This window comes from Henriciella litoralis, from assembly GCF_002088935.1.
In the GTDB taxonomy this organism is placed as follows: domain Bacteria; phylum Pseudomonadota; class Alphaproteobacteria; order Caulobacterales; family Hyphomonadaceae; genus Henriciella; species Henriciella litoralis.
In genome coordinates, this window is sequence record NZ_NCSS01000006.1 from 804,344 (window position 1) to 828,210 (window position 23,867).

At 58.2% G+C, this 23,867-nt stretch carries 18 protein-coding genes; 8 read left to right on the plus strand and 10 right to left on the minus strand.

Annotated features, from left to right (window positions below):
* Nucleotides 1-5: 5 nt before the first annotated feature.
* Together B8783_RS07540 and hslO are read right to left on the minus strand one after the other, a co-directional pair.
* On the minus strand, nt 6-1,025 hold the full coding sequence (locus B8783_RS07540) for an NADP-dependent oxidoreductase (protein WP_084421967.1): 1,020 nt from the start codon (nt 1,023-1,025) through the stop codon (nt 6-8).
* A gap of 442 nt (nt 1,026-1,467) precedes the next feature.
* On the minus strand, nt 1,468-2,388 hold the full coding sequence (gene hslO / locus B8783_RS07545; protein WP_084419578.1) for an Hsp33 family molecular chaperone HslO: 921 nt from the start codon (nt 2,386-2,388) through the stop codon (nt 1,468-1,470).
* Between the two features lie 211 nt (nt 2,389-2,599).
* Between hslO and B8783_RS07550 the strand changes: the two genes are divergently transcribed.
* A complete protein-coding gene (locus B8783_RS07550) occupies nt 2,600-4,555 on the plus strand; it encodes a putative bifunctional diguanylate cyclase/phosphodiesterase (RefSeq protein ID WP_169711732.1) in 1,956 nt (651 codons plus the stop codon).
* 5 nt (nt 4,556-4,560) lie between these two features.
* Here B8783_RS07550 and B8783_RS07555 read toward each other — a convergent pair whose 3' ends face one another.
* Nucleotides 4,561-5,763 (minus strand): serine hydrolase domain-containing protein, encoded by a 1,203-nt coding sequence (locus tag B8783_RS07555; protein ID WP_084419580.1) that lies wholly within the window; start codon nt 5,761-5,763, stop codon nt 4,561-4,563.
* A gap of 83 nt (nt 5,764-5,846) precedes the next feature.
* Nucleotides 5,847-6,446, minus strand: coding sequence for a YqaA family protein (locus tag B8783_RS07560; RefSeq protein WP_084419581.1), 600 nt, complete (start codon nt 6,444-6,446; stop codon nt 5,847-5,849).
* A 146-nt stretch (nt 6,447-6,592) separates the two neighbouring features.
* Here B8783_RS07560 and B8783_RS07565 point away from each other — a divergent pair, with 146 nt between their 5' ends.
* The gene (locus B8783_RS07565) at nt 6,593-7,921 is read left to right on the plus strand and encodes an MFS transporter (protein WP_139792284.1); all 1,329 of its coding nucleotides are present in this window, start codon (nt 6,593-6,595) and stop codon (nt 7,919-7,921) included.
* Here B8783_RS07565 and B8783_RS07570 read toward each other — a convergent pair.
* On the minus strand, nt 7,918-9,147 hold the full coding sequence (locus B8783_RS07570; protein WP_084419583.1) for an AI-2E family transporter: 1,230 nt from the start codon (nt 9,145-9,147) through the stop codon (nt 7,918-7,920). The two genes, B8783_RS07565 and B8783_RS07570, sit on opposite strands and share 4 nt — an antisense overlap.
* A 171-nt stretch (nt 9,148-9,318) precedes the next feature.
* Here B8783_RS07570 and B8783_RS07575 point away from each other — a divergent pair, with 171 nt between their 5' ends.
* A complete protein-coding gene (locus B8783_RS07575) occupies nt 9,319-10,188 on the plus strand; it encodes a hypothetical protein (RefSeq protein WP_139792285.1) in 870 nt (289 codons plus the stop codon).
* On the opposite strand, the gene B8783_RS07580 is transcribed toward B8783_RS07575, so the two are convergent.
* The 3 genes from B8783_RS07580 to B8783_RS07590 form a co-directional block, all read right to left on the minus strand.
* A complete protein-coding gene (locus B8783_RS07580) occupies nt 10,185-10,727 on the minus strand; it encodes a RidA family protein (RefSeq protein WP_084419585.1) in 543 nt (180 codons plus the stop codon). The genes B8783_RS07575 and B8783_RS07580 overlap by 4 nt on opposite strands.
* A gap of 20 nt (nt 10,728-10,747) precedes the next feature.
* Nucleotides 10,748-12,331, minus strand: a complete 1,584-nt coding sequence (locus B8783_RS07585) for a flavin monoamine oxidase family protein (RefSeq protein ID WP_169711733.1) — start codon at nt 12,329-12,331, stop codon at nt 10,748-10,750.
* 114 nt (nt 12,332-12,445) lie between these two features.
* Nucleotides 12,446-13,546: a Zn-dependent alcohol dehydrogenase gene (locus B8783_RS07590; RefSeq protein ID WP_084419587.1), complete on the minus strand. Its 1,101-nt coding sequence runs from the start codon at nt 13,544-13,546 to the stop codon at nt 12,446-12,448.
* Between the two features lie 167 nt (nt 13,547-13,713).
* Between B8783_RS07590 and B8783_RS07595 the strand changes: the two genes are divergently transcribed.
* Nucleotides 13,714-16,020: a pentapeptide repeat-containing protein gene (locus B8783_RS07595; RefSeq protein WP_084419588.1), complete on the plus strand. Its 2,307-nt coding sequence runs from the start codon at nt 13,714-13,716 to the stop codon at nt 16,018-16,020.
* A 5-nt stretch (nt 16,021-16,025) separates the two neighbouring features.
* Here B8783_RS07595 and B8783_RS07600 read toward each other — a convergent pair whose 3' ends face one another.
* Both B8783_RS07600 and argF read right to left on the minus strand, forming a co-directional pair.
* Nucleotides 16,026-16,880 (minus strand): SIMPL domain-containing protein, encoded by an 855-nt coding sequence (locus B8783_RS07600; RefSeq protein ID WP_169711734.1) that lies wholly within the window; start codon nt 16,878-16,880, stop codon nt 16,026-16,028.
* 123 nt (nt 16,881-17,003) lie between these two features.
* Nucleotides 17,004-17,930 carry an ornithine carbamoyltransferase gene (argF, locus tag B8783_RS07605; RefSeq protein WP_084419590.1) on the minus strand — a complete coding sequence of 309 codons (927 nt, stop codon included), beginning with the start codon at nt 17,928-17,930 and terminating at the stop codon, nt 17,004-17,006.
* Between the two features lie 223 nt (nt 17,931-18,153).
* Here argF and B8783_RS07610 point away from each other — a divergent pair, with 223 nt between their 5' ends.
* The 4 genes from B8783_RS07610 (at nt 18,154) to B8783_RS07625 (ending at nt 23,867) form a co-directional block, all read left to right on the plus strand.
* Nucleotides 18,154-18,735 (plus strand): biliverdin-producing heme oxygenase, encoded by a 582-nt coding sequence (locus B8783_RS07610; protein ID WP_084419591.1) that lies wholly within the window; start codon nt 18,154-18,156, stop codon nt 18,733-18,735.
* Nucleotides 18,710-21,280, plus strand: coding sequence for an HWE histidine kinase domain-containing protein (locus B8783_RS07615; RefSeq protein ID WP_084419592.1), 2,571 nt, complete (start codon nt 18,710-18,712; stop codon nt 21,278-21,280). The genes B8783_RS07610 and B8783_RS07615 overlap by 26 nt, the downstream gene beginning before the upstream one ends.
* Nucleotides 21,281-21,441: 161 nt before the next feature.
* On the plus strand, nt 21,442-22,356 hold the full coding sequence (locus B8783_RS07620) for a zinc transporter ZntB (RefSeq protein ID WP_233355710.1): 915 nt from the start codon (nt 21,442-21,444) through the stop codon (nt 22,354-22,356).
* Nucleotides 22,347-23,867 (plus strand): mechanosensitive ion channel family protein, encoded by a 1,521-nt coding sequence (locus B8783_RS07625; protein ID WP_084419594.1) that lies wholly within the window; start codon nt 22,347-22,349, stop codon nt 23,865-23,867. The genes B8783_RS07620 and B8783_RS07625 overlap by 10 nt, the downstream gene beginning before the upstream one ends.

Below are 23,867 nucleotides of genomic sequence, written 5' to 3' on the forward strand. Positions count from 1 at the left end.
ACCCTTTAAGGCGCGTCAGAGACTTTCACGACCAGCTTTCCAAGGTTTTTCCCCGTGAAAAGCCGCTCCAGCGATGTCGGCGCATTTTCAAGGCCTTCGACAACATCGGTCGCGAATTTGAGCTTGCCTTCCAACAACCAGCTGGCCATCGCCTGCCTGCCTTCAGCAAAGTGCTCCATGAAGTCGGTGACGATGAAGCCTTTCAGCGTCACATGGCGCATCAGCAGCATCGAGAAATTGTAAGGCCCCGGCACAGGCTCGGTCGCGTTATAGCTTGAGATCAGCCCACAGAGCGGCATGCGTGCGAAGTCATTGAGGCGCAGGATTACCTCATCCATGATCTCGCCGCCGACATTCTCAAAATTGATGTCGATGCCATCCGGGCAATGCTTGTCGAGCGCCGCGCCGACATCTTCTTTCTTGTAGTTTATGGCGGCATCGAAGCCGGCGGTTTTCGTCAGCCACTCACATTTCTCGTCAGACCCCGCGATACCAACGACCCGGCACCCTTGTATCTTCGCGATCTGTCCAACCATCGATCCGACCGCACCCGCAGCGGCGGAGACGACAACCGTTTCACCGGGCTTCGGCTGCCCAATATACATCAGGCCACAATAAGCCGTCATGCCGGTCATCCCGATCGGTCCCATATATGCGGTCAGCGGCACGCCTGGCAGAACCGGGAGCTTGTTGACCTCTTTGCCAGGCTTGACCTGATAGAGTGACCACTGGCCGAGCCCGGTATTGACGATATCGCCCGGCTCCAGTCCATCGAAACGGCTTTCTTCAACAACAGCGATACCGCCACCGCGCATCGGATCGCCAATGGCGACCGGCGGCATGTATTGTTCGCGGTCGGACATCCAGATGCGGTTTGTCGGGTCGAGCGACAGGTAAAGCGTGCGAAGGCAGACTTCGCCTTCTTCGAGTGCCCGCACAGGCCCTTCGACCAGTTCAAGGTCTCCGTCGCTGACTTCACCCTCCGGACGCCTTCTCAGAATCCATGTCTTGTTGATGCGTTCCATGATGCGTTTTCCCTTGTCTTGATTTGTTTCCGCAACCCTAGGAACCGCGCGCACAGCTGGCGAGAGATAATCAGCCATTCCGCGGCGGCAGAGCGCGAGATATGTCAGTTAAATCTGCATTCGCATGGAACGATAGGGCTCGTTAAGCATATTATCTTGTGAAGGTCCAAGAATTGGACGCCCGTACAGACATCTAAAGTGCGCAGAATGCGCGCCGTCTGGCCCCATCGGGAAAAGCTCAAAATAGCTTCAATATATTTTGGAACGGTTTGCGTCGGGCGCGCATATACTCTTTGCAAACGCCAGGATGGCAATGCACTGAGGCCTTCGATATTGTCAGCAGAATGCTGGCAAGTTCGGCCCAATATTTTCAGCTGCAGCAGCTGACCAATAGGCGCATCTCCACTTCCCCCCGGAGATGCGCCTTTTTTGAGTCCAGGCTCTAATTCGTCGAACCGGTAACCGCTTCGATCGGAATATCGTAGTGGCGCGCACAGAATTGACAGTCGACCTTCAGCGTCCCGTCCGGCTCTACCATCTCACGCAATGACTCGTCGGGCATTCCGCCCAGAGTTTCGCGAAGGCGCTCCTCATTGCACGTGCATTGATCGATAAGCGCTTCGGGAGCCTGCATCCGCACGCCCCCTTCATGGAACAGACGATATAACAGGTCAGGCGCAGCAACTTCTTCTGATCTGAGTTCCTCTGGTGACAGGGTTCCAAACAGGGCTTCGGCCTCGCGCCAGCCGTCTGCGGTATCGCCGCGGGCATCATCACTGGCCATTTTCTGGATCATCAGGCCACCGCCATGCCAGTCTCCGGCAACGTCTCTGGCGACCGAAATGGCAAGGTGCGTCTCAATTTGCTGCGACTGCCTGAAATAATCAGTGGCGCATTCAGCGAGCGAGCCTTTCATCATCGGCACGATACCTTGATAGGGCTGAACATTGTGCCGGTCCTGAATGATAATCAGCGCCAGGGCACCCTGCGGACCAAACAATTGCGGCATGTGGGGTTTGGCGCCCTTGTTGACCTTTTCCAGATAGGCCCAGCGCTCCTGCTCGAATTTGGCATAGGCGCGCACGCCGCCATCCTTGCGATATTCCCCGACCAGCATCGAAATCGGCCCGTCGCCCTCAGCCTGCGTCAGCACACGTCCTTCAAACTTCATCGCAGATCCGACCAGGGTCGACAGGATCAGCGCCTCGCCCAGTATCTCAGCGAGATGATCGGGATAGGCGTGCCGATGCAGCACAGGTGATAGAGACCCTGCGCCCATGCGCACGATCCGGCCGCTGATCGGCAGGCTCTCTGACGTAAAGCCTGCGACGAAATCTTCAGAGTGGGATGAAAGCGAACTCAATTGACAATCCTGACCTCAGTTTTTCGCCACCCATGTGGCGGTGCGGCCCATGCCATGCAAGCCGTCGCCTGCAAGCGCTCAACGCTGAACTAATATCTAAAATAGATGAAATCTGCTGTATCCGTGAAAGAGCCATTTAAATTTCCCGTAATATACAACAGGCTGAGCCAGTATGGAGGATCAACTATTGCTGCGGACATTGCAGAGTTTCATGCGTATCGACGCAGAGCAAGCTGACCTGAACAGGGCTCGGTACAGGGCGTTGAGCAAGCAATTGCCCCTGATGTACGGCATTGTGACGATCAATATGATCGGCCTTTCGGCCACGCATGCCACCACTGCGCCCCTCTTCCTGACGGTCATATTCCCGATTTTCCTGTTCGCAATCACCGTGGCGCGCACGACCAAATATATTCGCAGCCGACACAAGGTGTTCTCTGACGAGCAGATACATGCCAGCCTCACCCGCACGACCTGGCTCGTTGTGCCTTTGGCATTGGCGTTCAGCATCTGGGGAATCTCTTTCCTCCCATATGGCACACCGGATCAGAACGCTCAGGCCCTCTTTTTCAACTCTGTCTCCGTAATCGCCTGCGCGTTCTGCCTCATGCACATACGCGCAGCCGCGATGCTCGTGCTGGCAACGGTCATCCCAGTGACCTGCATCTTCCTGTTTATGCAGAACTCATTCGCCTACTCCAATGTCGCCATTAATCTGACACTGGTCGCGCTTGTTCTGGCGTCTATTCTCTCCAGCAGTGAGCGCGACTTCACCCAGATGATCCTGCAAAAGCGCGAGCAGCGAGAACAACATCTTCGCCTTCAGGCGCTTTACGAAGAAAATAAGCGCCTCGCCAATACTGACAGTCTTACGACACTTGCCAACCGCCGTCAGTTTCTCGCGGATATCGATGACCTCGTTGAGAAAAGCGAAACGGCCAGTAACAGTTTCGTGGTCGCGCTTCTCGATCTGGATGGGTTCAAACAGGTCAATGACGTGTTTGGCCATCCTGCTGGCGACCAGGTGCTGGTGGAAACAGCTCACCGACTGAACGAAACGTTCCAGGACCAAAACGTCCTCATTGCGCGGCTGGGCGGAGACGAATTCGGTCTGCTGTTCCGCGAACCAGGCTCTGATGAAGAGGTGAAAGTCGCGGCGCGCCGGGCCTGCATGGCGTTGCGCAAGTCCTATCAGTTCGACGAGGGGTCAGCCAATCTGGGGGCGACCATCGGCATGGCCCGGTATCCGAGCGCTGCCGACACCCGAAGCCTGCTCTTTGATCGCGCAGATTATGCGCTGTACTACGCCAAACAGAACGCAAAATCGGAACCGGTGTTCTTCACCGTCGAACATGAGCGGATGGTGTTCGCGAACAGTGCCCTCGAACAGGCCCTGCGCCACGCAGACCTTGAAGCCGAAATGAGCGTCGAGTTTCAACCCGTTCTGGACCTTGACCGCGGTCATTCGCGCGGTCTGGAAGCGCTTGCAAGATGGTTCTCGCCAACCCTTGGCAGCGTGCGCCCCGACATCTTCATCAAGGCCGCCGAGAATATTGGCATGATCGGCCGGTTGACCGAAGTGCTATTCCGCAAGGCGGTCTCCGAAGCGCGCCTTTGGCCCGGAGACCTCACGCTCAGCTTCAACCTGTCTGCTGTCAGCCTGACATCAGTCGAACCGCTTATGCGTCTGTTCTCTATCGCCCAGAAACAGGGCTTCCCGGCCAACCGCCTGGTCTTCGAGATCACCGAGTCCGCCGTGATGAAAGATTTCGAGAGCGCGAATGTGGTGTTGAACTATATTCGCGAGTCCGGCGCTCATGTGGCCATCGATGACTTTGGCACCGGCTTTTCCAGCCTCGCCTATGTCCATCGCCTGCCAATCGACACGCTGAAGGTCGACCGTAGCTTTATCCGGGACCTTCTGCGCAACGAAAAGAGCTCAAACGTCCTGCGCTCAATCCTCAGCCTGTGTGAGAACCTCGAAATCGGCTGCATCATTGAAGGCGTGGAAACGCAGGAGCAGTTTGACCTCGTCTGCGAACTCGGTGGCCGCAATATCCAGGGCTACTATTACAGCAAGCCACTATCGGCCGGCGACGCGCATATGGTGCTACAGATCGAATTCGGCGACGACCACATCGAAAGCCATATCCGCCAAGCCGTCTGACCGCACTAACGGACCCAGGCGCCAGGTTGGTTCGTCTTGTAGCCGAGCGCGCGATAAGCTGCATCGATGAGCGACTGGCCGCGATCATTCATCAGAAGGCCCTGCCCCATCTGGCTCATCGTGTAGCTGAAGGCGAGGCCGCATTCCGGGTCCGCAAACCCGATATGACCGCCGGCGCCAACATGGCCGAACGCCTTCTCACCGATAATCGCGGACTGGTCCTGGCCTGAACGCAGGGCCCGGTTGTCCATTGACTTCATGAAGCCTGAGGCAAACCGCGTCGGCACCAGAAGCGTCGCGTCCCGCTGTGTCGCCGTTGACACCATCGACATACCCGCCAGCCGCTCTGACGAGACAAGCTTGCCATCATTGCAGGCGAGCGGCGTATACATCGCCACTTGCCCACGCGCATTCGAGATACCGCCGGCCCCGCCAATCTCGGCATGGTGCGCATCGGCATCGTTCGCGCCCCAGCCCCCATTGTTCAGGAATGACAGCGCCTGAATGGACTTCGGATCGCTAAGCAGCAGCTTCATGAAGTCCGACACCGGGTCTTCAGGGCTTGGAATGTGAGGCAGAATGCCGGCAATGTTCAGATCGGCGTCCTCAGGGATACCGATCCAGAAATTAGCGCCAGTCGGCCCGGCCACTTCGTCGGCAAAGAACTGCCCAAGCGATTTGCCTGAAACGCGTCGTACAAGCTCGCCAACCGTCCAGCCAAAGTTGACCATGTGATAGCCATTACGCGTCCCCGGTTCCCACCAGGCTGGCTCATCTTCCATCCGCTTGATCATGTAGTCCCAGTCGAGGAAGCCACCTTCCTTGACCGGCTCACGAAGCGCCGGAATCGCGCTTTCATGATTGAGCATCATCTGGACCGTCGTGTTTTCCTTGCCGTTCTTGGCGTATTCCGGCCAGTACTTCGAGACCGGCGCCTGCAGCTCCATCTGTCCACGGTCAATCAGGATATGCGCACAGAGCGCCGTCGCTGCCTTGGTACAGGAAAAGATGATTGAAACCGTGTCTTCGGTCCAGGCGTCCCCGGTTTTTGTGTTGGCAACACCGCCCCAAAGATCGACCTTGGTTTCGCCATTGACGCTCAGACAGACGCTTGCGCCCTTCTCGCCGCGCTCGGCAAAACTGCGTTCAAACTCTTCGCGAACTTCTGCGAATTTTGGGTCACTATGCCCTTTGACCGTGTCCGTCATATTGCGGCCTCCCTCTGGCTCTCTAGGCCGCTGGTATGGCGCATCAAGGCAGAGCCGCGCAAGCCAGCCCCAACGGCAATCTCCTAGAAGAAGATCATGTAAATGACGAAACCTGCAAACAGCGCACCGCCCACCAAGAGGATCTCCAACTGGTGCTTTTTCAGCACCTCTTCGGCCCGCTCACCGACCAGCATGACCAGTCCCGCCAGCGCAAAATAGCGAATGGAGCGCGACAGCGCGACAGCCAGAATAAACAACGGCAGGGAGTATCCGGCCGCCCCGGCAGCGGCCACACCTACCTGGAACGGAAAGGGCGTTACGCCGATCATGAACAGGGTTGCAAAGCCATCATTATCGAACGTCTTGAGCGTTTGCTCATACGTGTCCGTCGCATCCAGCATCCTCATCAGCGGCGCGATAGCCTCTTCGGCGAACACCGCGCCCAGCCCGTACATGGCCAGACCGCCCAGCACATTGCCGAGAAGAAGGGCCGCCGCGACCATCCACGCACGTTTGGGGCGCAAGACCATTAGCGGCATGAAGACCGGCTCCATCGGCGCAAGTATAAATGTGTTCTCGATAAATCCGATAAGCGTTGCGACGGGCAGCAACCACGGTCCACGCGCCCATTCCTTTACCCTGTCTCTCAAGGGCGAGCGCTTTGTCGTGTCGGTGTCGGACATAGCAACTTAACGGATCGAGGCGACAGAGCGTTCCCGATCTCCCGCCAGCCGGACACGTCGCACAGCTCACAAACGACAATTGATTGACCGTGCTTGAAGGCGCTCTATCTGCGCAGAGCTGAAGGATTTGAAGGAAAGACGAGCAAGTGGCGGAGACATCCCTCGACAAGGCTTACAGGATGCTGACCTCCGATGATGAAGGCCGCGTGTGCCGCGATATCCCGGAAAGCGCCTGCAATCATCAACCTCGCAACTTTTTCACCCATATCGTCTCGCTCGCGGCCACAAAGATGGCGGACGGGCTGATCGATCCTAAGCTCGTTCTGTCCTGGCTTCTCACGCAGCTCGGCTCGCCGGCGCTCTTCATCGGCCTGCTCGTACCCGTAAGGGAGTCTGGTGCGCTCCTGCCGCAACTGTTCACGGCCGCAAGCCTGAGGCACCTTCCTTTACGCAAGTGGGCCTGGACGGTCGGAAGCATCGTCCAGGGCATCGCGGCCATCTCCATCGCCATTGCCGCCCTGACGCTTGAAGGCGAAGCTGCAGGCCTTGCCATCATTCTTGCACTCGGTGTGCTTGCAATTGCGCGCAGCGTTTGTTCGGTGACCTATAAGGACGTGCTCGGCAAAACCGTTTCAAAATCCCGGCGCGGAACGGCAACGGGCACTGCGAGCTCTGTTTCGGCGCTCTTCGTGATTGTCTTCGGTGCGTTGCTGGCAACAGGGTTTATCGGGCGGATGCCCATCGTGCTGGCCGGGATTTTTCTGGCTGGTGCGCTCTGGGTTTTCGCTGCCGCTCTGTTCTCCACACTCGAGGAAGAACCCGGTGCCACTGAAGGCGGCGCCAATCCGCTGGCCGCGGCATTCGACAATTTCAAATTGCTGGCGACAGACGCCCAGCTGCGCCGCTTCATCGCAACACGCGGCCTGCTCATCTCAACCGCCCTGGCGCCGCCTTTCATGGTGACGCTCGGCACATCCCAGCAATCTGGCAATGCGTGGGGCGGCCTTGGTCTATTGGTCGTTGCGTCAGCAACCGCGACGCTGCTCAGCGCCTATGTGTGGGGCCGGCTCGCGGACCGCTCCAGCCGCAAGGTTCTTATTTTCTCAGCTCTTGCAGCCACCATCGCTCTGGTCGGCACGCTTATCCTCAACGAGATGGGCCTGCTTAACGAGTCGTGGTCGCTACCGCTCATGATCTTCGCGCTGATGATCGCCTATCAGGGCGTCCGGCTGGGGCGCTCGACGCATCTTGTCGATATGGCGACACCAGAAACGCGGGCGGCTTACACAGCCTTGTCGAATACGATTATCGGTATTCTGCTGGCGCTCGGCGGCGCGTTCAGCATCATGGCAGAGCTGACGGGTGTTCCGGCGGTTTTGGCAACGCTCGCCGGGATGAGCGCGCTCGCAATTCTCGTCGCCATTGGCCTCAGCGAGGTTCAAGACGAAGCGGATGACACCGCGTCTGACGCCTAGCTCAGCGCAGGCGCAACCCGGTCATCGTCCTCGCCCGGCTTTTCCGGATCCTCTGCCTCTTCCTCAGCCGGAACATCCATATCCTTATCGTCCAGATCGCACGCATCGGAATCGTCCATCACATCTTGCACGATCGCGGTGTCTTCATCGGTGCAAGGCCGTCGTCCTTCGAGGAAGGTATTCAACCAGCCAAGTTGCGGCGTACGCTCTGCAAACGCTGCAAGCGCGATCAACATCGGCGTCGAGAGGAACATGCCAACAAACGACCAGAGCCAGGCCCAGAAGGCGAGAGACAGGAACACGGCTACAGCGTTAAGTTTCAGGCGCCGTCCCACCGCCACAGGCGTAATAAACTGGCCCTCAATCGTGTTGATAAGCCAATATGCAAAAGGCGGTGCCAACGACATCCAGATATTATCATAAGTCACGATCCCCATCATGAAGGCGAAGAAAATCCCGACAATGGAGCCAACATAAGGGATGTAGTTCAGCGCAAAGGCTGCGACACCGAAGAAGACTGGATCGGGCATACCAAGCACCCACATCGCCATCCCGACGACGAAGCCCAGCACCAGATTGATCGCCGTAATCGTCAGGAAATAGCGTGAGAGCTGATGCTCCATTTCCCGCGCAATCCGCACAGAATTGCGCTTGCTGGCGAGGTTCGGCATCACCTGCACCAGCTTTTCATAAAACATGTCGCCCGACGCGATCAGGAATGTTGCCAGCACCACGATCAACATGACCTGACCGGCCACATAAGGCGTTGTCTCTGCCCAGAGGCTGAATATGCCTTCCTCACGCACAACGACCCGCTCCGGCGCATCCGGCGAGCCTTGCATCTTTTCCAGCTGCTTGCCGGCTTCGCGCACCGGGTCCAGCACACCCGTCATCTCATTGATGCGCTGCTGCAGCTTGTTCATGATCTGCGGCTCGTCACTCAATATTGTCGAGAGCGAATTCGAGATGACAAAAAGCGTGAACACGGCGCTCAGGCAGAACGCCGTCATGATTATACCGGCAGCAATGCCCGGGCCGATCCCCATCCGGCCAAGAAACCGGCGGATCGGGCTCAGGATCAGGGCCAGCAACACTGCAAACACGACCGGTATGAAAAAAGCCTGCGCGAACGATAGCGCACCGACGGCCATCATCACAAAAAGACCAATAATGGCCCAATGCGTATAGGCACTGTCAGGCTGGCCTGATAAAAAACCCTTTTTCAATCCAGTCCACCCGGTCGTCTTTGAATTATATCGACAGCGTCACTTCGTCATGAAATGCCTGCTTCGCTCATCAACGAGGGGCGAGCGCGTCGGTTCCGGCTATTGGTGACGAAGTCAATCGGTGGCCTGAATGACCGGTCCCTGGACCAACTCACAGGGGACCCCTCTCGCATGGCCGCGCCTTTCCGATGGAGCTTTGCAAAACGCGAACAGCTTGGCCGCTGGCTGGAGCAGCCAACCGCAGCTTTTCGTTTGCACCGCGAGGATCTGAATGAGTTGAGAGAGACCGCCGCCCGCATCCTGGCATTCAGTGATGGTGCGGACCTCGCCTTCATCGGCCGCACACCTGAGAACTTCTATGATTATCTCTCCGGCTGTTTTGATGGCCACCTCGGCACCCCTGCCCTCTACCTCGTCCCGTTTTCCACTCGCAGCCTGATCAACTCAGACGTCGACACGATCCCGCAGCCCGCCTTCGATGGTCTCGCAGCCACACTTCGTCAGAATGGACTTGACCCTCAGGCCCTCGCCATCTCTGAGCGTCCGCTCGCGCTGGTGGATATGGTGGCCTATGGCGGAACGATGGAAACGCTGGTGCATGTCCTTCACCGCATGGCGCGTGAGAGCGGGACAGACTGGCGCGCGGTGCAACGCCGCCTTCGCATCATTGGCCTGCGCGCGCGCACCAAGAACAGCCCGAACACCCATCGCTGGCAACAGAAGCAGAAATGGCTGGGCCTCATCCCCGATGTCATGATCAAGAATGTTTCGGCCGCGCCGGGCTTCATCTTCCTCATCGCGAACGCCGCCGACAAGGTCACGCCAACCTACGACACGCCCCGCTGGGATGCCCCCACCGAAGGCGCGTTCACACCGAATGAAGAGCAGCTGCGCGCCATGAAGCTCGCTGCCTGGCTGTATGACCTCGGGGCGACCCGCGAGGAGCGAAACAGGCTCTCACGGCTGATCACCGCCCGGCCTGAAATGAAACAGCCCGCCACCCGCGCGCTTGTCGCCGCCCTGCGCGGCAAGCGGGCCTAGTCTGGAATTCGCGCCGCTTGCGCTTCGATCTCGACGCGCCAGCCCGGCCGGATCAATCCAGCAACCTCGACCACCGCCCGTGCAGGTTTGTTCGGCTGTTCTTGCGTCCCGAAGAATTGCGAATAGCCCTGCATGAAGCCGCCAAAATCCAGCCGCCCGCCGGTCGCTTCATCGCCGACCAGATAGACCCGCATCATGACGATATCGCCCAGCGACCAGCCAGCATCTTCCATCCGGGCCTGCATCTCTTTCAGCACGGTTTCGGTCTGCGCTTTGGTATCGCCATAGGCCTCGCGGCTATTGGGGTCGGCTTCGGCATCAATCGCCTGCGGAACGATGCCGCTGACATAATAGATCTCGGCGCCGGGCGGGATCACCACGCCCATGGAAATTGGAAAGTCTGAATTCGGGATCGCGATCCGGTTGATTTCTTCTGCCGCAGCTGGCGCCGTCGCATCCGCGTCCTGTGCCACGGATTCCGTCGCGCACGCGACAAGCGCGAGTGTCGATACGATAGCGCCAAGGCCTGCCTTGCTCATTTTTCTCATATGGTTTCCTCCTAGATTGCTCTTGTTCTTTCATGGATCTGCCCGACTGCCACGTGGGCGGACCGCACTGCCGCTTCCATCCATGCGCCAATCGGGCTGAGATGCTGTCCGGCAAAGACAACCGGGCCGTCGCCCGCCTGCACAGCCCTGATCTCTGGCGTGTCATGCTCGACCGGATCATCCGGGCCCCAGCTTTCATGCGCCCACGCCCCCTTTGAGTGCGGGACGTGCTTCCAGTTGATGGCGACAGGCCGTTGCAACTGCGCTGACTTGCCGGGATGGATCCGCTCGACCGATGCGCGCGAGGCCTCAAACTGGCCCGCCCAGGGCATGGCTGCATACCGTTCGGCCTGATCGACAAAATTGTAAGCGCCGATGATGATGCCCTCTGGCGACTGGAAGTTCTGGCTTGGATACCAGGCAAGGTTCGCGTCCGTGTCGGCATAGGAAATGCCGCCATAAATCTGCTCATCGGTTTCCCAGAACCGTTTTGATTGCCAGGCTACCTTCCCGGCAGACTCGTAATCGAAGGACTTGATCCCGTCCTCGACAAGCTGCGAGAAATCGGTCTCGATAGACTCAATCACCGGGCAAGGCAGCGCGCAGACGCAATAGTCGGCATCGATCACCCCGCTTGCGCCTTCCTTATGCTTGTAAGTGACGCGAACGCCCTGTTCCGTCCGCTGAATCTGGCTCACCTCCACGCCATAGCTCACATCATCGCGCAGGCGCCCGGCAAAGGCGTAAGGGATGGCATCCATCCCATCGACCGGCTGCAGCATGGTCGCCTGCTGGAACATGGTCTGGCTGAACAGCATGTTCCAGGCGAGCGCCGGATCATTCAGCAATTCAGACAGAGGGATCGGCGCACGTGCGTTGTACGGCACGTTCAGGACGGTCGGCTCAACCTCATATCCGCTCCTGTTGGACCCGGCATACGTCCCGCCATTCCCAAGCGCGCCATAGCCATTGAGAAACTCAAGCAATCGCGATTTGTCATCGGCGGTCATCTGCTGGTCCAGCGCGCCGCCCTTCGTCGCCTTAGCGAGCAGTTCACTCACCCCGCCGCGCACATCATTATCGATCTGCCGACGCTCAATCGGCTGGCCATTGCGAATTTTCGAATGCGTGAACTTCGCACTTCCGCTCTCATTCACATGGGTTTCAAGCGGAATGGAAAATTCGCGGCAATAGGCAAGCACGCCGTGATGCACCGACGGGATACGCGCTGCGCCAGCATTGAAATACTGGCCTTGCGAGAACTCGCAGCGCTGCGCTGGCAGATGGTCATGCTCCAGCAGCGTGCCGCGCCGCACCGTCCAGACCCGGCCACCCGGCCGGTTCCGGGCTTCGAGGATCGTCACCGCATAGCCCGCCTTCTTCAGCTCCCAGGCTGAAACAAGCCCCGAGATACCGCCGCCCAGAATGACAACTCGCTTCCCCGCGCCAAGTTTCGTGTCGGCCTTGGGCGGGCCGGTATATCCCCCGGCACTTGCCACAAAGCCCAGCGCCTCCATAGCCGCATAGGCCCCGGCCACGCCCAGCACTCTGGAAAAATTCCAGATAAGATCGCGTCTTGATAAGTGTCCCGTCATGATCGCCCCCGGCCTCTTCGAAGAGACGGTGGACCTCCGGGACCAAAAGCACCAGCAAAATCGGGCCAGCGGAACAATCATGCCCGCCATGCCCATAAATCAGGCAAGGACGGCCTAATCGAAAACGACGACCTGCCGGGCAACATTGCCCTTATTGTCCTTCAGATTCTGCAAGGCACCCGTCAGCCCCTCCATCCCGATCCGGTCGGAGACCAGATCATCGAGATGCAGCTTGTCCTGTTTGTAGAGCTCAATCAGCCGCGGGAAGTCGACCCGGAACCGGTTGGAGCCCATCACCGCGCCCTGAAGACGCTTCTCCGTCACCAGCAGCTCGATGCCCGGCACTTCAATGTTCACGCCCGGCGGGATCATCCCGATAATCGTCGAGACACCGCGCGGCCGCAGCATCATGTAGGACTGCTCAGCCGTCTGCTTCAGGCCGATACACTCAAAGGAATAGTGGACCCCGCCGCCCGTCAGCTCTTTGACCTGCTCAATCGGGTCACCATTCTTGGGATTGACGAAATCGGTCGCGCCGAACTTCTTCGCCATGGCGAGCTTCTCGTCCGAGAGGTCCACCGCGATAATCCGCGAGGCCCCGGCAATCGCCGCGCCATTGATCGTCGAGAGGCCAACCCCGCCGCACCCGATCACCGCGACGGTCGAGCCCGGCTCAACCTTCGCCGCATGAAAGACAGACCCGACGCCCGTAATCACACCGCACCCGATCAGCGCGGCCCGGTCCATCGGCATCTCCGGGTCAATCGCGCAGAGCGTGTTTTCATGCACGAGGATCTGCTCGGCAAAGGAGGACAGGTTCAGGAACTGGTTGACCTTTTCCTTGCCAATCGACAGGCGCGGCGCCTCGGTCGCCTGGCGCTTGAACTGCTCGCCATTCACCGTGTGGCAGACCGACATATGCCCCGTCAGGCAGTATTCGCACGTTCCGCAAAACGGCGAGAGGATCGACACGACATGGTCGCCCGGCTTCACCGCCGACACCATGCTGCCCACCTCTTCGACGATACCTGCGCTCTCATGGCCGAGGATCACCGGCATCTCCGCCGGGAACGCCCCATCCCAGAAATGAACGTCCGAATGACAGACCCCCACCGCCTTCAGCCGCACAAGAACCTCGCGCGGGCCCGGCTTGGAAATCGTCACCTCTTCAATCGACAGAGGCTTGTTCGCCTCCCGCATCACGGCAGCTTTCATGGGGTCTTCCTCCTGTTGCGGCGCGCTCTTTTCGGCGCGTCCTTCCCTTGAACATTGGCGCACAGCCTTTGCCCTGACTAGGGGGTGCGCGAGGGAAACCATCTTTCAACTTCCGCGCAAACCGGGCTAAGGTTTGGGGCACGGGGTTCGGGCTGGAGGGACACATCATGGCAGGCGGCGTGAGAGGCATCAGCCAGGAATGGTGGGACCGCTGGTGGGCGGAAGACTGGTCTTGGGAGGGACTGGCGGATCATAAATGGCAGGGCTGGGTCGTCCGTAAAAAAGGTGCCGAGCCGGAACCAGATGATCAGTATACAGGATCCGACCATCCTAATTTAGAAGAACGTTTCGGTCCGAGTGCTCGACCAGCAACGCTTCAGGATTACTGGCGCGATCAAAAGGATCAGTTGAAGGTCTGGCAAGACGCGAATGGCAAGCCCGTAAAGTATAAAGGTCGGAATTGGCGCTTTACGCCGCTACATCTTCCTTTCCTTTGGCCGGATGGAACTTGTTCGACACGGAACACCGACGATCCGCTCAATACGCTAGACAAGCTGATCGAAAACAAACTTTGCAATGTCGATAGTCGGGCATTTGCAAGAGGCTGGGACGACAAAATCGACTGGCGCGCTCAGCTCCAAGGCGGCATTTTCACGGACTTTGAGATTCAACGCCTATCAGTACAGAAGCAGACAAGAACGCTGCGCTCGAAACTCGCCATCTGCTGTGACTCTTGTGCGTTTGTTGGTCTTGCCTCCTTCAATTCTGCTGATTTTTTCGGACTGACCTCTTTCGACGATGCAACTTTTGCCCAGAACGCCGAATTCAGCGAGGCTTCATTCGCAGGTCCTGCTTGGTTCACCAACGCTGCATTTGCTGGCAGCGCCGTTTTCAGCAAAGCAACATTTTCCGGTGGGGCTTGGTTTGCCAGCACCACTATCTCGGGAAGCGCATGGTTCGACGCTTCAACGTTTGCCTCGCGCGCCACATTCGACTCTGCTGTATTCGCCGGAGACGCCTTTTTTAGTGAAGCTTACTTTGCCCGGGATGCATGGTTTGAAGACACCAAGTTTGGCGACGACGGATGGTTCATCGACGCCTTCTTTGGAGGGGAAGCCTCTTTTGATAGAGCTAGGTTTGCCGGTAGCGCCGGATTCAACAAGGCCGCCTTTAGAGGGGAGGCCTCGTTCGACCAAACAAATTTCACTTGGGACGCTTGGTTTATTGAGGCCGCTTTCGCCCAACTTTCGTGGTTCACAGATGCCACCTTTGCAAAGGATACATCGTTTAGCGAAGCCACCTTTCTCAGAGAAGTATGGTTCGAAGAGGCCGCCTTCATTGGCGATACTTCGTTCGAAGATGCGCAGTTTGTCGGCCCCGCATATTTCAATGGCAAGAGCGCTAGCGTCATAACAGACAGCGCTATCGGTACTGTTACAACTGATGCATCAACCGGCAATTTTGATATCAACTTTCCTTCACAGCCTAGCTGGGTTTCAAAGCGGTCTTTTACAAATGTCAGCTTCGCAAGCACACTTTTCCTTGAAGAGGTTTTTTTCGATAATCGCGACTTTCATTCGCAAACTTCATTTGAAAACAGTGTCTTTCTGCGACCTGTAGCCTTTCACGACAGTAAACTTCATCGCGGCATTTCGTTTCGAAGTAGTTATCTGCGCGGCGCCATGAACCGCGAGTTGGAGCCGGACAAAAAATTATCGAAAGCGTTGACGAACAGCTGGCATCAGGGACTACGCCGCTTACACGCAGCGGAACAAAAAGCTGCGGTAGGAAAAGGTAATGACAAAGACGAGCCGTTCCCGAAGTTCGAAAGCTGGAAGCAGAAATTCCTTAAAGTCCGCCAAGAAAAAAACGTCGAATTCGAAGCCAAAGCCGATTCCGAGCGCTCGGAATATTATGGCGAACTGGAAGACTGCTACCGCACACTGAAGCAAATCATGGAAGAACGGCGAGATCGCTCGCAAGAGGCGCGCTTCTTCAAGCTTGAGCTGAAAGCCCGTCGCAAGCGGCGCGACGAACACGTCCTTATGTGGGAACGTATATTCTCAGACGTCTACGGCGCAATCTCGGATTTCGGCACATCGATCATCCGGCCCGTCATCTGGATCGCAGGATCAGTCCTCACCTTCGCTATCCTCTACTGGTGCATGGGCAACGCCTATTCCCTGCCGCCAACGGCTTCGAGCTGGGGCGAGGCTTTGTCGTATTCCTTTGGCCGCGTGCTGCCCTTTGGCCCATGGGCCGGGGCGGAGCCGTGCACCCTGCCCGGTCGGCTGATGGAACTTACCCCGCCGCATGATGCCCCGTCCTGCGCGCTGCAGAACGGGGTCGATTACACTTTGCGGCCGGGCACACCGATCATCTTCCAGCTTATCGCCTCGGCTCAGTCGCTCTTCGCGCTCATTCTGGTCTTCCTCTCCGGTCTCGCCGTGCGCCGGAAGTTCCAGATCAACTAGGCCCCCTACCCCTTCAACTCATACACCAGGCATGCGCTGCCGCGGACAGTGACGGTGGGTGGGGTGTTGGGCAGGTCGAGGGCGTCCATGTCTTCCTGGCTCACCGTTTTGGCTGCGCCAGCGCCCGGCCGTGGCGGCGGGGGTGGAGGTGGTGGCGGAGGCGGCGGTGGAGAGGCGGCGTAATTGTAATAACCGGAGTCCCCATCGGTCCATTCGCCAAGGCATGGGCCGGAGCCTTCCTGCACTACCAAAAGCCGGCCGAGCGAGACGCCAGCCGCCGCGGCCATCTTCTCAGCGCGCTGGCGGCCATCCTTGATCGCGGCCATCTGCGCGGCCTGCAGGATCTCTGTGTCGCGCTCCAGCGAATTGTTGAAATAGCTTGAATATTCCGGGCCGAGCGCCAGGGCCGCCGCGCGCGTCCGGCTCGCCTTGGACATGTCCTTGACGTTCACCGACAGCTGAACCGAGGCCTCATAGGCTCGGATCTTGTCCAGCGAATAGTCGGTGATGAGATTGCCCTCATCATCGCGCGTCTGATTGTAGATCGGCGTGACGGAGACGGCGCTCGTCACGTTCAGCGCGTCGCCCGCAACGCCTTCCATGGCGGCATAGGCGGCCTTGGCCCGGTCAGAGGCTGCGCGCGTTGCCGCAGATGCCGTCTCACCGGTTTCCTTATAGGCGACGGAGAAAGATGTCCGGTTCGGCAGGACCTGAAGGTCTGCCCGCCCCAGCGCCTCAATCACCGGCTTGTTGATCCAGTAAGGCTGCTCGAACACGCCAGCGGCCTGCCCCTGCGCGGTTAGCCCTTGCGTCCCCAGTCCGATGGCGAAAGCCGTTACGCCGACAAATAAAGTCCTCATAGGTTTCATTCCCCTGTTGCTGAGGAGAAGCTATGACGCCTTTTCAGACAGCGCCAGAGGAATTTTGAAGGTTATCTCAAGGCGCATTTATGGCGGCTTGGCGCTCGGTTCCCCAAAGACTGCCTACTTGTTCAGACACCACCGCATGATGGCTTTTTGCGCGTGCAGCCGGTTTTCCGCCTCATCGAAGACCAGCGAGTTCGGCCCGTCGATCACTTCGGTGTCGACTTCCTCGCCCCGGTGCGCTGGCAGACAGTGCAGGAATTTCGCGCCGGGCTGGGCAAGCTCCATCAGCTCTTCGGTGACGGCGAACGGTTCCAGCTCTTCCAGCCGCTCATCGGCGTCGGTATCGCCCATCGACACGAACGTATCGGCAATCACGACATCGGCGCCCTCAACTGCATCTTCAGCCGAGCTGTAAAGTTCAACGCGGGCCTGCATCTCCTGGGCGAGCTCAACATCGTCATCGTCCGGTGCGTAGCGGTCAGGCGTCCCGATCGCGAGCGTGAAGCCGAACTTCGCCGCCGCATGGATGAAGCTTGAGCAGACATTGTTGCCATCGCCCACCCAGGCGAGCCGCGCGCCGCGCAATTGCAGGCCGCTTTCTTCCAGCGTCAACAGGTCCGCCATGATCTGGCAGGGGTGCGAGCGGTCCGTCAGGCCATTGATGACTGGCACAGACGCAGAGTCCGCAAAATCCTCAACATCGCCATGATTGTTCGCGCGGATCATCACCATGTCGACATAGCGCGACAGAACCCGCGCCGTATCGCCGATGCTCTCGCCGCGGCCAAGCTGCATATCATTGGCATTAAGCACGATGGACGTCCCGCCGAGCTGGCGAATGCCAACATCAAAACTGGTGCGGGTCCGCGTCGAGGACTTTTCGAAAATCATCGCCAGGATATGCCCATCGAGAGGCGCGCCCGCATCAACCTTTCCCTTCGGCCAGCCGGCGCGCGCCTGCTTCATGGCATGCGCTTCGTCGAGCATTTCGCGCAGTTCGCCTGCCTCATGCTGCCACAGATCAAGAAAATGCCGGATCGCCATAACAATCCCTCCGGGGGCTGGTGCCATCTCAAAACCAAAGCGCGCGACTTAAAGGAAAATCGCCTTTCTGCATAGGTCGCTACAAAAAACAGCCCCTTTCGGAACTTTCGACACAACTGTGAGTTCTCAACAACTTGGATTACGCATCCGGCCGTTGTGTAAGGGCCAGAGCATAAGAGGCTCCTGCAGTGGGTCGGGCAATTGAGGGAGCCTTCTGATCAGCATGACAAATCTGAGGATGCGCCTGCGCGCAGAGACTCGCGAAGAGCACGCCCTCATTGACGACCTATATGGACAGCATGACCTGTCAGGCCGCGAAGGCCTGGCCGTCTTTCTGCGCGCCCAGGCCCTTGCCCTGTCCTGGTGCCTGTCCGCCCTCCCCTACGCCATGGCGGATCGTGCGCGCAATCTGAACGGCATGATCTGCGCTATCGCAGATGATCTCGCCGGTTTGGGCGCCCCCGCCCAGACTGATCGCCGGTCGCCGCCAGCCCGTTTCGAGCTTGAGCCGCTTGGCCTTATTTATGTTGTGGCCGGATCACGTCTTGGTGCCCGTTTGCTGGTGCGCGACGTACTCCGTTCAGAAGACGCAACAGTACGAACCGCAACCCGTTTTCTAACTTGCCCGGAAGGCGACGCGCTATGGCGCGACGTGCTGGAAGAGCTGAGTGAATGGAGCGGTTCACAGGATGAAGAAGAACGGATAATTGCCGCCGCGCGCGCAGGCTTTGGCTGGTTCGCCATCGCACATCAAGATACACACAGGACGCTTCCGCAACATGACAAACACTACCGTATCGCCTGATACGAAGATCGACCTGACAAACTGCGATCGCGAACCGATCCACATCCTCGGGCATGTGCAGCAGTTCGGCTGCCTGATTGCGATCAATCCGGACTGGCTGATCTGCCACGCCTCTGACAATGTCCGCGACTATCTCGGTTCCAAATCAGCTGACATGATTGGCGAGCCGATCCGGAACTATTTCGACGGTGCGGGCCTTAACGCCATTCGCACCCGCGTCCAGCATCTGGATGGCGATGATGCCATTGAACGCCTTTTCGGTGTGCAGCTGATTTCGGGATCAGACACGCTCTACAATGTTGCGGTTCACAGCTCTGGTCAGAATATCATTATCGAGATCGAGCCGCGCCGCGAAGGCGAGCGCACCGACTACACATCTTATGTCCGCCCGATGATTGAGCGGGTCCGTCGGGCGCGAAACGTTGAAGAGCTCTGCAAGATCGCGGCACGCCAGATGAAGGCGCTGACCGGCTTTGACCGGGTGATGGTGTACCGGTTCGCAGAAGACCAGTCCGGCGAGGTGATCGCCGAAGCTGTCAGCCCGAATATCGATTCCTTTCTGGGGCTGCATTATCCCGCAAGCGATATCCCGCAGCAGGCGCGAGAGCTTTATCGCCGTAACCTGATCCGCATCATTTCCGACGTCGGCGAAAAAGTCTCGCCGATCATTCCGGAGCGCGGACCGGAAGGCAAACCGCTTGACCTGTCGATGAGCGGCCTTCGCGCCGTGTCACCGATCCACATCGAATACCTTAAAAATATGGGGATCGGGGCATCCCTTTCAGTCTCTATTCTCAGCCGTGAAAACTTGTGGGGGCTGTTTGCCTGCCACCATTATTCGCCTCGAATTCTGTCATACGAGGTCCGCTCTGCGGCCGAGCTTTTCGCCCAGATGTTCAGCTTTGTGCTCGATCAGCTTCTCGCCGATGGGGCTCGCGCGCAGACGGCTAAAATCCAGATGCTGCATGATCAGCTCATGTCACAGCTGGCGGGCGGGCGTTCGGTGCGCGAACACTTCTCAACCATTGCAGACGCGCTCAGCTCGGTCATTCCGAATGATGGCATTGCAGCCTGGGTAGATGGCGAGTTTCTGACGCTCGGCAAAACTCCGCCGCAGGAGGAATTTGCTCGCATTGTGCGCTTCCTCAATACCGCCGCGAGCAGCCGGATTTATGCGACCCATAAACTCAGCGATGTCTTGCCCGCTGCCGAGGACTATACCGACACGGCGGCCGGCTTGCTCGCCGTTCCGGTCTCCAGGCGCCCGCGGGACTATATTGTGCTGTTCCGTCAGGAAATAACGAAGAAGGTCAGCTGGGCCGGCAACCCTGAAAAGCCCGTCACGCTCGGCCCCAACGGGGCCCGTTTGACGCCGCGCAAGAGCTTCGATCTGTGGCAACAGACAGTCCACGGCCAAAGCGAGCCTTGGACCAGCGCCGAAATCAGCGCCGCCGATCAGCTGCGCGTCACGCTGATCGAGGTCGTTCTTCGCATGTCGGACGCGGCTAATGATGAGCGCATTCGGTCCAATGAACGCCAGGAATTGCTGATCGCGGAGCTTAACCACCGTGTCCGCAACATTCTCAACCTGATCCGCGGCCTGGTGATCCAGAGTTCACGCGATGCCTCATCGGTGCCGGAATTGACGGCAACGATCGGCGACCGGGTGCAAGCGCTTGCCCGGGCCCACGATCAACTGACTCAGGCCAATTGGGCCCCTTCTTCGCTGGCAGACCTCATCCACACCGAAGTCAATGCCTTCCTCGGCGCCAAAGCCTCGCGCGTCAGCATTTCCGGCCCGGACGCGCTTCTGGTGCCAACTGCTCTCAATACGCTGGCGCTCGTCATCCACGAGCTGACGACAAACTCAGCGAAATACGGTGCACTCTCTGACTCCAGCGGTGAAATCCGGATTGAGTTCGAACGCCTGGAAGATGACTGTCTTTCCCTGCACTGGCGCGAATCTGGCGGCCCGGCTGTGCAGGCTCCCTCAAGGGTTGGGTTCGGCACAACCATCATCCAGAAATCGATCCCGCATGAACTGTCCGGTGAGGCGAATGTAAAATACCAGCTAACCGGGCTGGTCGCCGACTTCCTTATTCCTGCCCGCAGTGTGGCGAGCTATGCCGACGTTGAATCTGAACTGAGCGAAGAACGCCAATCATCCAGCGCCTCAACCGACACGGTTGGTGGCATCTCTGGAAACATGCTGATCGTAGAAGACAACATGATTATCGCGCTTGATGCCGAAGATATCGCCATCTCAGCCGGGGCAGACAAAGTCTTCGTTTGCAGCTCAGTCTCCGAGGCAAAGACCAAGATTGAATCAGACGATATTTCATTCGCGCTGCTCGATGTTAACCTCGGAAGTGAAACCAGCGAGCCGATTGCAGAGATGTTGAGCGAGAGAGGCACGCCTTTCATTTTCGCGACGGGGTATGGCGACTCAACGTCACTGGCGACGAAGTTTCCAGACGCTCCGATCCTGAAAAAACCGTATGACGAAGCCGATTTCCGCCAAGCAATTGAGGAAATGTCCAGCTAAGTTGCGATTATCCGAGAGTTTTCTTGTCATGTCTGACGGGTCACCTAAACTCGCCAGATATGACAACTGCGCTCGTTCCAACCGCGCCTCCAGCTGACGCTCCGCAGGATGGCCCTCTTCTCTTTGGCTGTGTGCTTGATGGGCAAGGCGGCTGCACCCTCTTGAACTGGTCAGATGCGATGGTCTGGAAACCCAGTCGCACAGGTGAAGTCCTCTGGCTTCATCTCGACAGGGTTTTCACGGGCCTCGACGATTGGCTCCAGAAAAGCCTCAATCTGAACGAGGCGACCGCAGAGCTCCTGCTATCGAATGAGACCCGGCCCCGGGCCTTCCGTGAGGGCGAAAGCCTCATCACGGTCTTGCGTGGGATCAACTTTAATCCAGGCGCCGAACCTGAAGACATGATCGCCATGCAGATCTGGTGTGACGGCAATCGTCTGATCACCTTGCGCCGGCGTCGGCTTCAGACACCCCGGGACGTTTTTGCCGAGTTGCAGGCCGGCAACGGGCCGACATCAGCGGGCGAGCTATTCACCCTTCTTGCCGAGCAGCTCGTGGTGAAGATGAACTATTCCATCGTCGATATGAATGATCGTATCGACGAGATGGAAGAAGATGAGGATACCGACACGGACGAATTGCTGTCGGAGATCGCCACGATCCGGCGCAACTGCCTCGGTCTCAAACGCTATATGTCACCGCAGCATGAGGCGATGCTCACCATACAAAAATCGCCGCCCGGCTGGCTGTCTGAGGCGGATCTGTCAGAAATCCGCGAGACCGGCGAACGGCTAAGGCGCTATCTGGATGACCTTGATGTCTCGAAGGAAAGCGCGCTCGTCTTGCAGGATGATCTGAACAATCGCGCTGCCGCAAAAATGAACCAGACGATGTACATGCTGTCGCTGGTCGCCGCGATCTTTCTACCCCTTGGCTTCATTACCGGTTTACTTGGAATTAATGTTGGTGGCATGCCCGGCGTTAATTCTGGTAGCGCGTTCTGGATCACTTGCGCTGCACTCGTAGTCCTGATGGGACTTCTCTTCATGGTCTTCAGGAAACTTAAATGGCTCTAATCAGCATCAATTCGCTTTTCGCCCATCAGGCATCTCAACCGGCAGAGGAAATCGCCGAGGAGTTGCCGACGTCCGACACGTCTGGAAATGGCGCGCAGGACACAGGTGGTGGCGGTGATGGTGCAGGCGCAGCCGGCAGCGATGGCTCGGACGGAGACCTTCTCCAAAGCCATATGGACCTGGACGAAATCCAGGACCAAGTCATGGGCGGTTTGCAGAGCTTCCAGGAGAACTTCATTTCCTGGGAGTCGCTATGGCAGCTCTGCGCCGTCATTGCTGCGCTGGCGCTCGGTTACATCTGTTCGCGCTATCCGGCCAAGCGGCTGCGCGCCTATGCCGACAGCCGGGAGAGCCGGGATGTCCTCACACGCCTCTCAAAATCGATCGCCAAGATTATCTGGCCGGCCTTTTCCGTGGCCTTTCTGTGGATCGCCACAGCCGGTTTCGAGGCCATTGGCCTGCGAAATGAAGGGCTCCGCGTCGCGGCCAGTCTGCTGAATGCCTGGATCGTGGTGCGGTTCGTCACCTCAAACCTCAAGCCGGGCTTCTGGCAGACATTTATCGCGGTCATCGCATGGACGATCGCCGCCCTCTATATCCTGCATTTGCTTGGGCCGGTTACAAACGCGCTTAATGCTGCAGCCTTCTCTGTCGCCGGCGTGAAGATCACCGTCCTTCGTGTGATCACCAGCGTCTTTATCGCGATTGTTGCGCTCTGGGTTGGCCGAGTTGCCGGGGATGCGGCGCAGTCACAGCTTAAATCGACAAAGTCGCTCAACCCCTCCATGGCAGGGCTACTCGGTCAGGCCCTCAAGGTCGCGTTCATGGCGGCGGCGATACTCATTGCGATGTCGTCGCTCGGGATCAATCTTACCGCGCTCACTGTCTTCGGCGGTGCTCTTGGTGTCGGTATCGGTTTTGGCCTTCAGTCGATCTTCTCGAACTTCATTTCAGGCATCATCATCCTGTTCGAACGGACGATTAAGGTTGGTGACTTCATCGAGCTACAATCGGGCGTGAACGGGCTCGTGAAAGAGATCAATATCCGCTCGACGCTGGTCACGACGAATGACAATGTCGATATCCTCGTCCCCAATGAAGAGTTCATCAAGGCGCAGGTCATCAACTGGACCTTGCGGGACGCGCGTCGGCGGATGCGCGTTGGCTTTGGCGTTGCCTATGGAACCGACAAGGAACTCGTCAAAAAGGCCGCTCTCGAGGCTGCGGAGGAAGTCGACTGGACGTTCGGCGGTCTTCCCGGCCGTGAGCCACAGGTCTGGCTCGTCGGCTTTGGCGATTCCAGCCTGGATTTCGAACTCGTTGTCTGGCTGACCGAAGAAGCGGTGAAAAAACCGGCCCGCGTAAAGGCGGACTATTATTGGGCGCTTCATACAGCGCTCTACAAATACGAAATCGAGATTCCGTTTCCACAGCGCGATATCAACTTCCGGAATGCGGGTCAGTTTGTCGTTCAGTCCCGCAGCGAAAAAGGGGAAACAGGCGAGAGCTGA

Excerpts from the sequence above, each read along its gene's own strand:
- B8783_RS07540 (WP_084421967.1), bottom strand. The coding sequence starts at position 1,025 with ATGGAACGCATCAACAAGACATGGATTCTGAGAAGGCGTCCGGAGGGT.
- B8783_RS07550 (WP_169711732.1), top strand. The coding sequence starts at position 2,600 with ATGCGTATCGACGCAGAGCAAGCTGACCTGAACAGGGCTCGGTACAGG.
- B8783_RS07555 (WP_084419580.1), bottom strand. The coding sequence starts at position 5,763 with ATGACGGACACGGTCAAAGGGCATAGTGACCCAAAATTCGCAGAAGTT.
- B8783_RS07560 (WP_084419581.1), bottom strand. The coding sequence starts at position 6,446 with ATGTCCGACACCGACACGACAAAGCGCTCGCCCTTGAGAGACAGGGTA.
- B8783_RS07575 (WP_139792285.1), top strand. The coding sequence starts at position 9,319 with ATGGCCGCGCCTTTCCGATGGAGCTTTGCAAAACGCGAACAGCTTGGC.
- B8783_RS07580 (WP_084419585.1), bottom strand. The coding sequence starts at position 10,727 with ATGAGCAAGGCAGGCCTTGGCGCTATCGTATCGACACTCGCGCTTGTC.
- B8783_RS07585 (WP_169711733.1), bottom strand. The coding sequence starts at position 12,331 with ATGACGGGACACTTATCAAGACGCGATCTTATCTGGAATTTTTCCAGA.
- B8783_RS07590 (WP_084419587.1), bottom strand. The coding sequence starts at position 13,546 with ATGAAAGCTGCCGTGATGCGGGAGGCGAACAAGCCTCTGTCGATTGAA.
- B8783_RS07595 (WP_084419588.1), top strand. The coding sequence starts at position 13,714 with ATGGCAGGCGGCGTGAGAGGCATCAGCCAGGAATGGTGGGACCGCTGG.
- B8783_RS07600 (WP_169711734.1), bottom strand. The coding sequence starts at position 16,880 with ATGAGGACTTTATTTGTCGGCGTAACGGCTTTCGCCATCGGACTGGGG.
- argF (WP_084419590.1), bottom strand. The coding sequence starts at position 17,930 with ATGGCGATCCGGCATTTTCTTGATCTGTGGCAGCATGAGGCAGGCGAA.
- B8783_RS07610 (WP_084419591.1), top strand. The coding sequence starts at position 18,154 with ATGACAAATCTGAGGATGCGCCTGCGCGCAGAGACTCGCGAAGAGCAC.
- B8783_RS07615 (WP_084419592.1), top strand. The coding sequence starts at position 18,710 with ATGACAAACACTACCGTATCGCCTGATACGAAGATCGACCTGACAAAC.
- B8783_RS07625 (WP_084419594.1), top strand. The coding sequence starts at position 22,347 with ATGGCTCTAATCAGCATCAATTCGCTTTTCGCCCATCAGGCATCTCAA.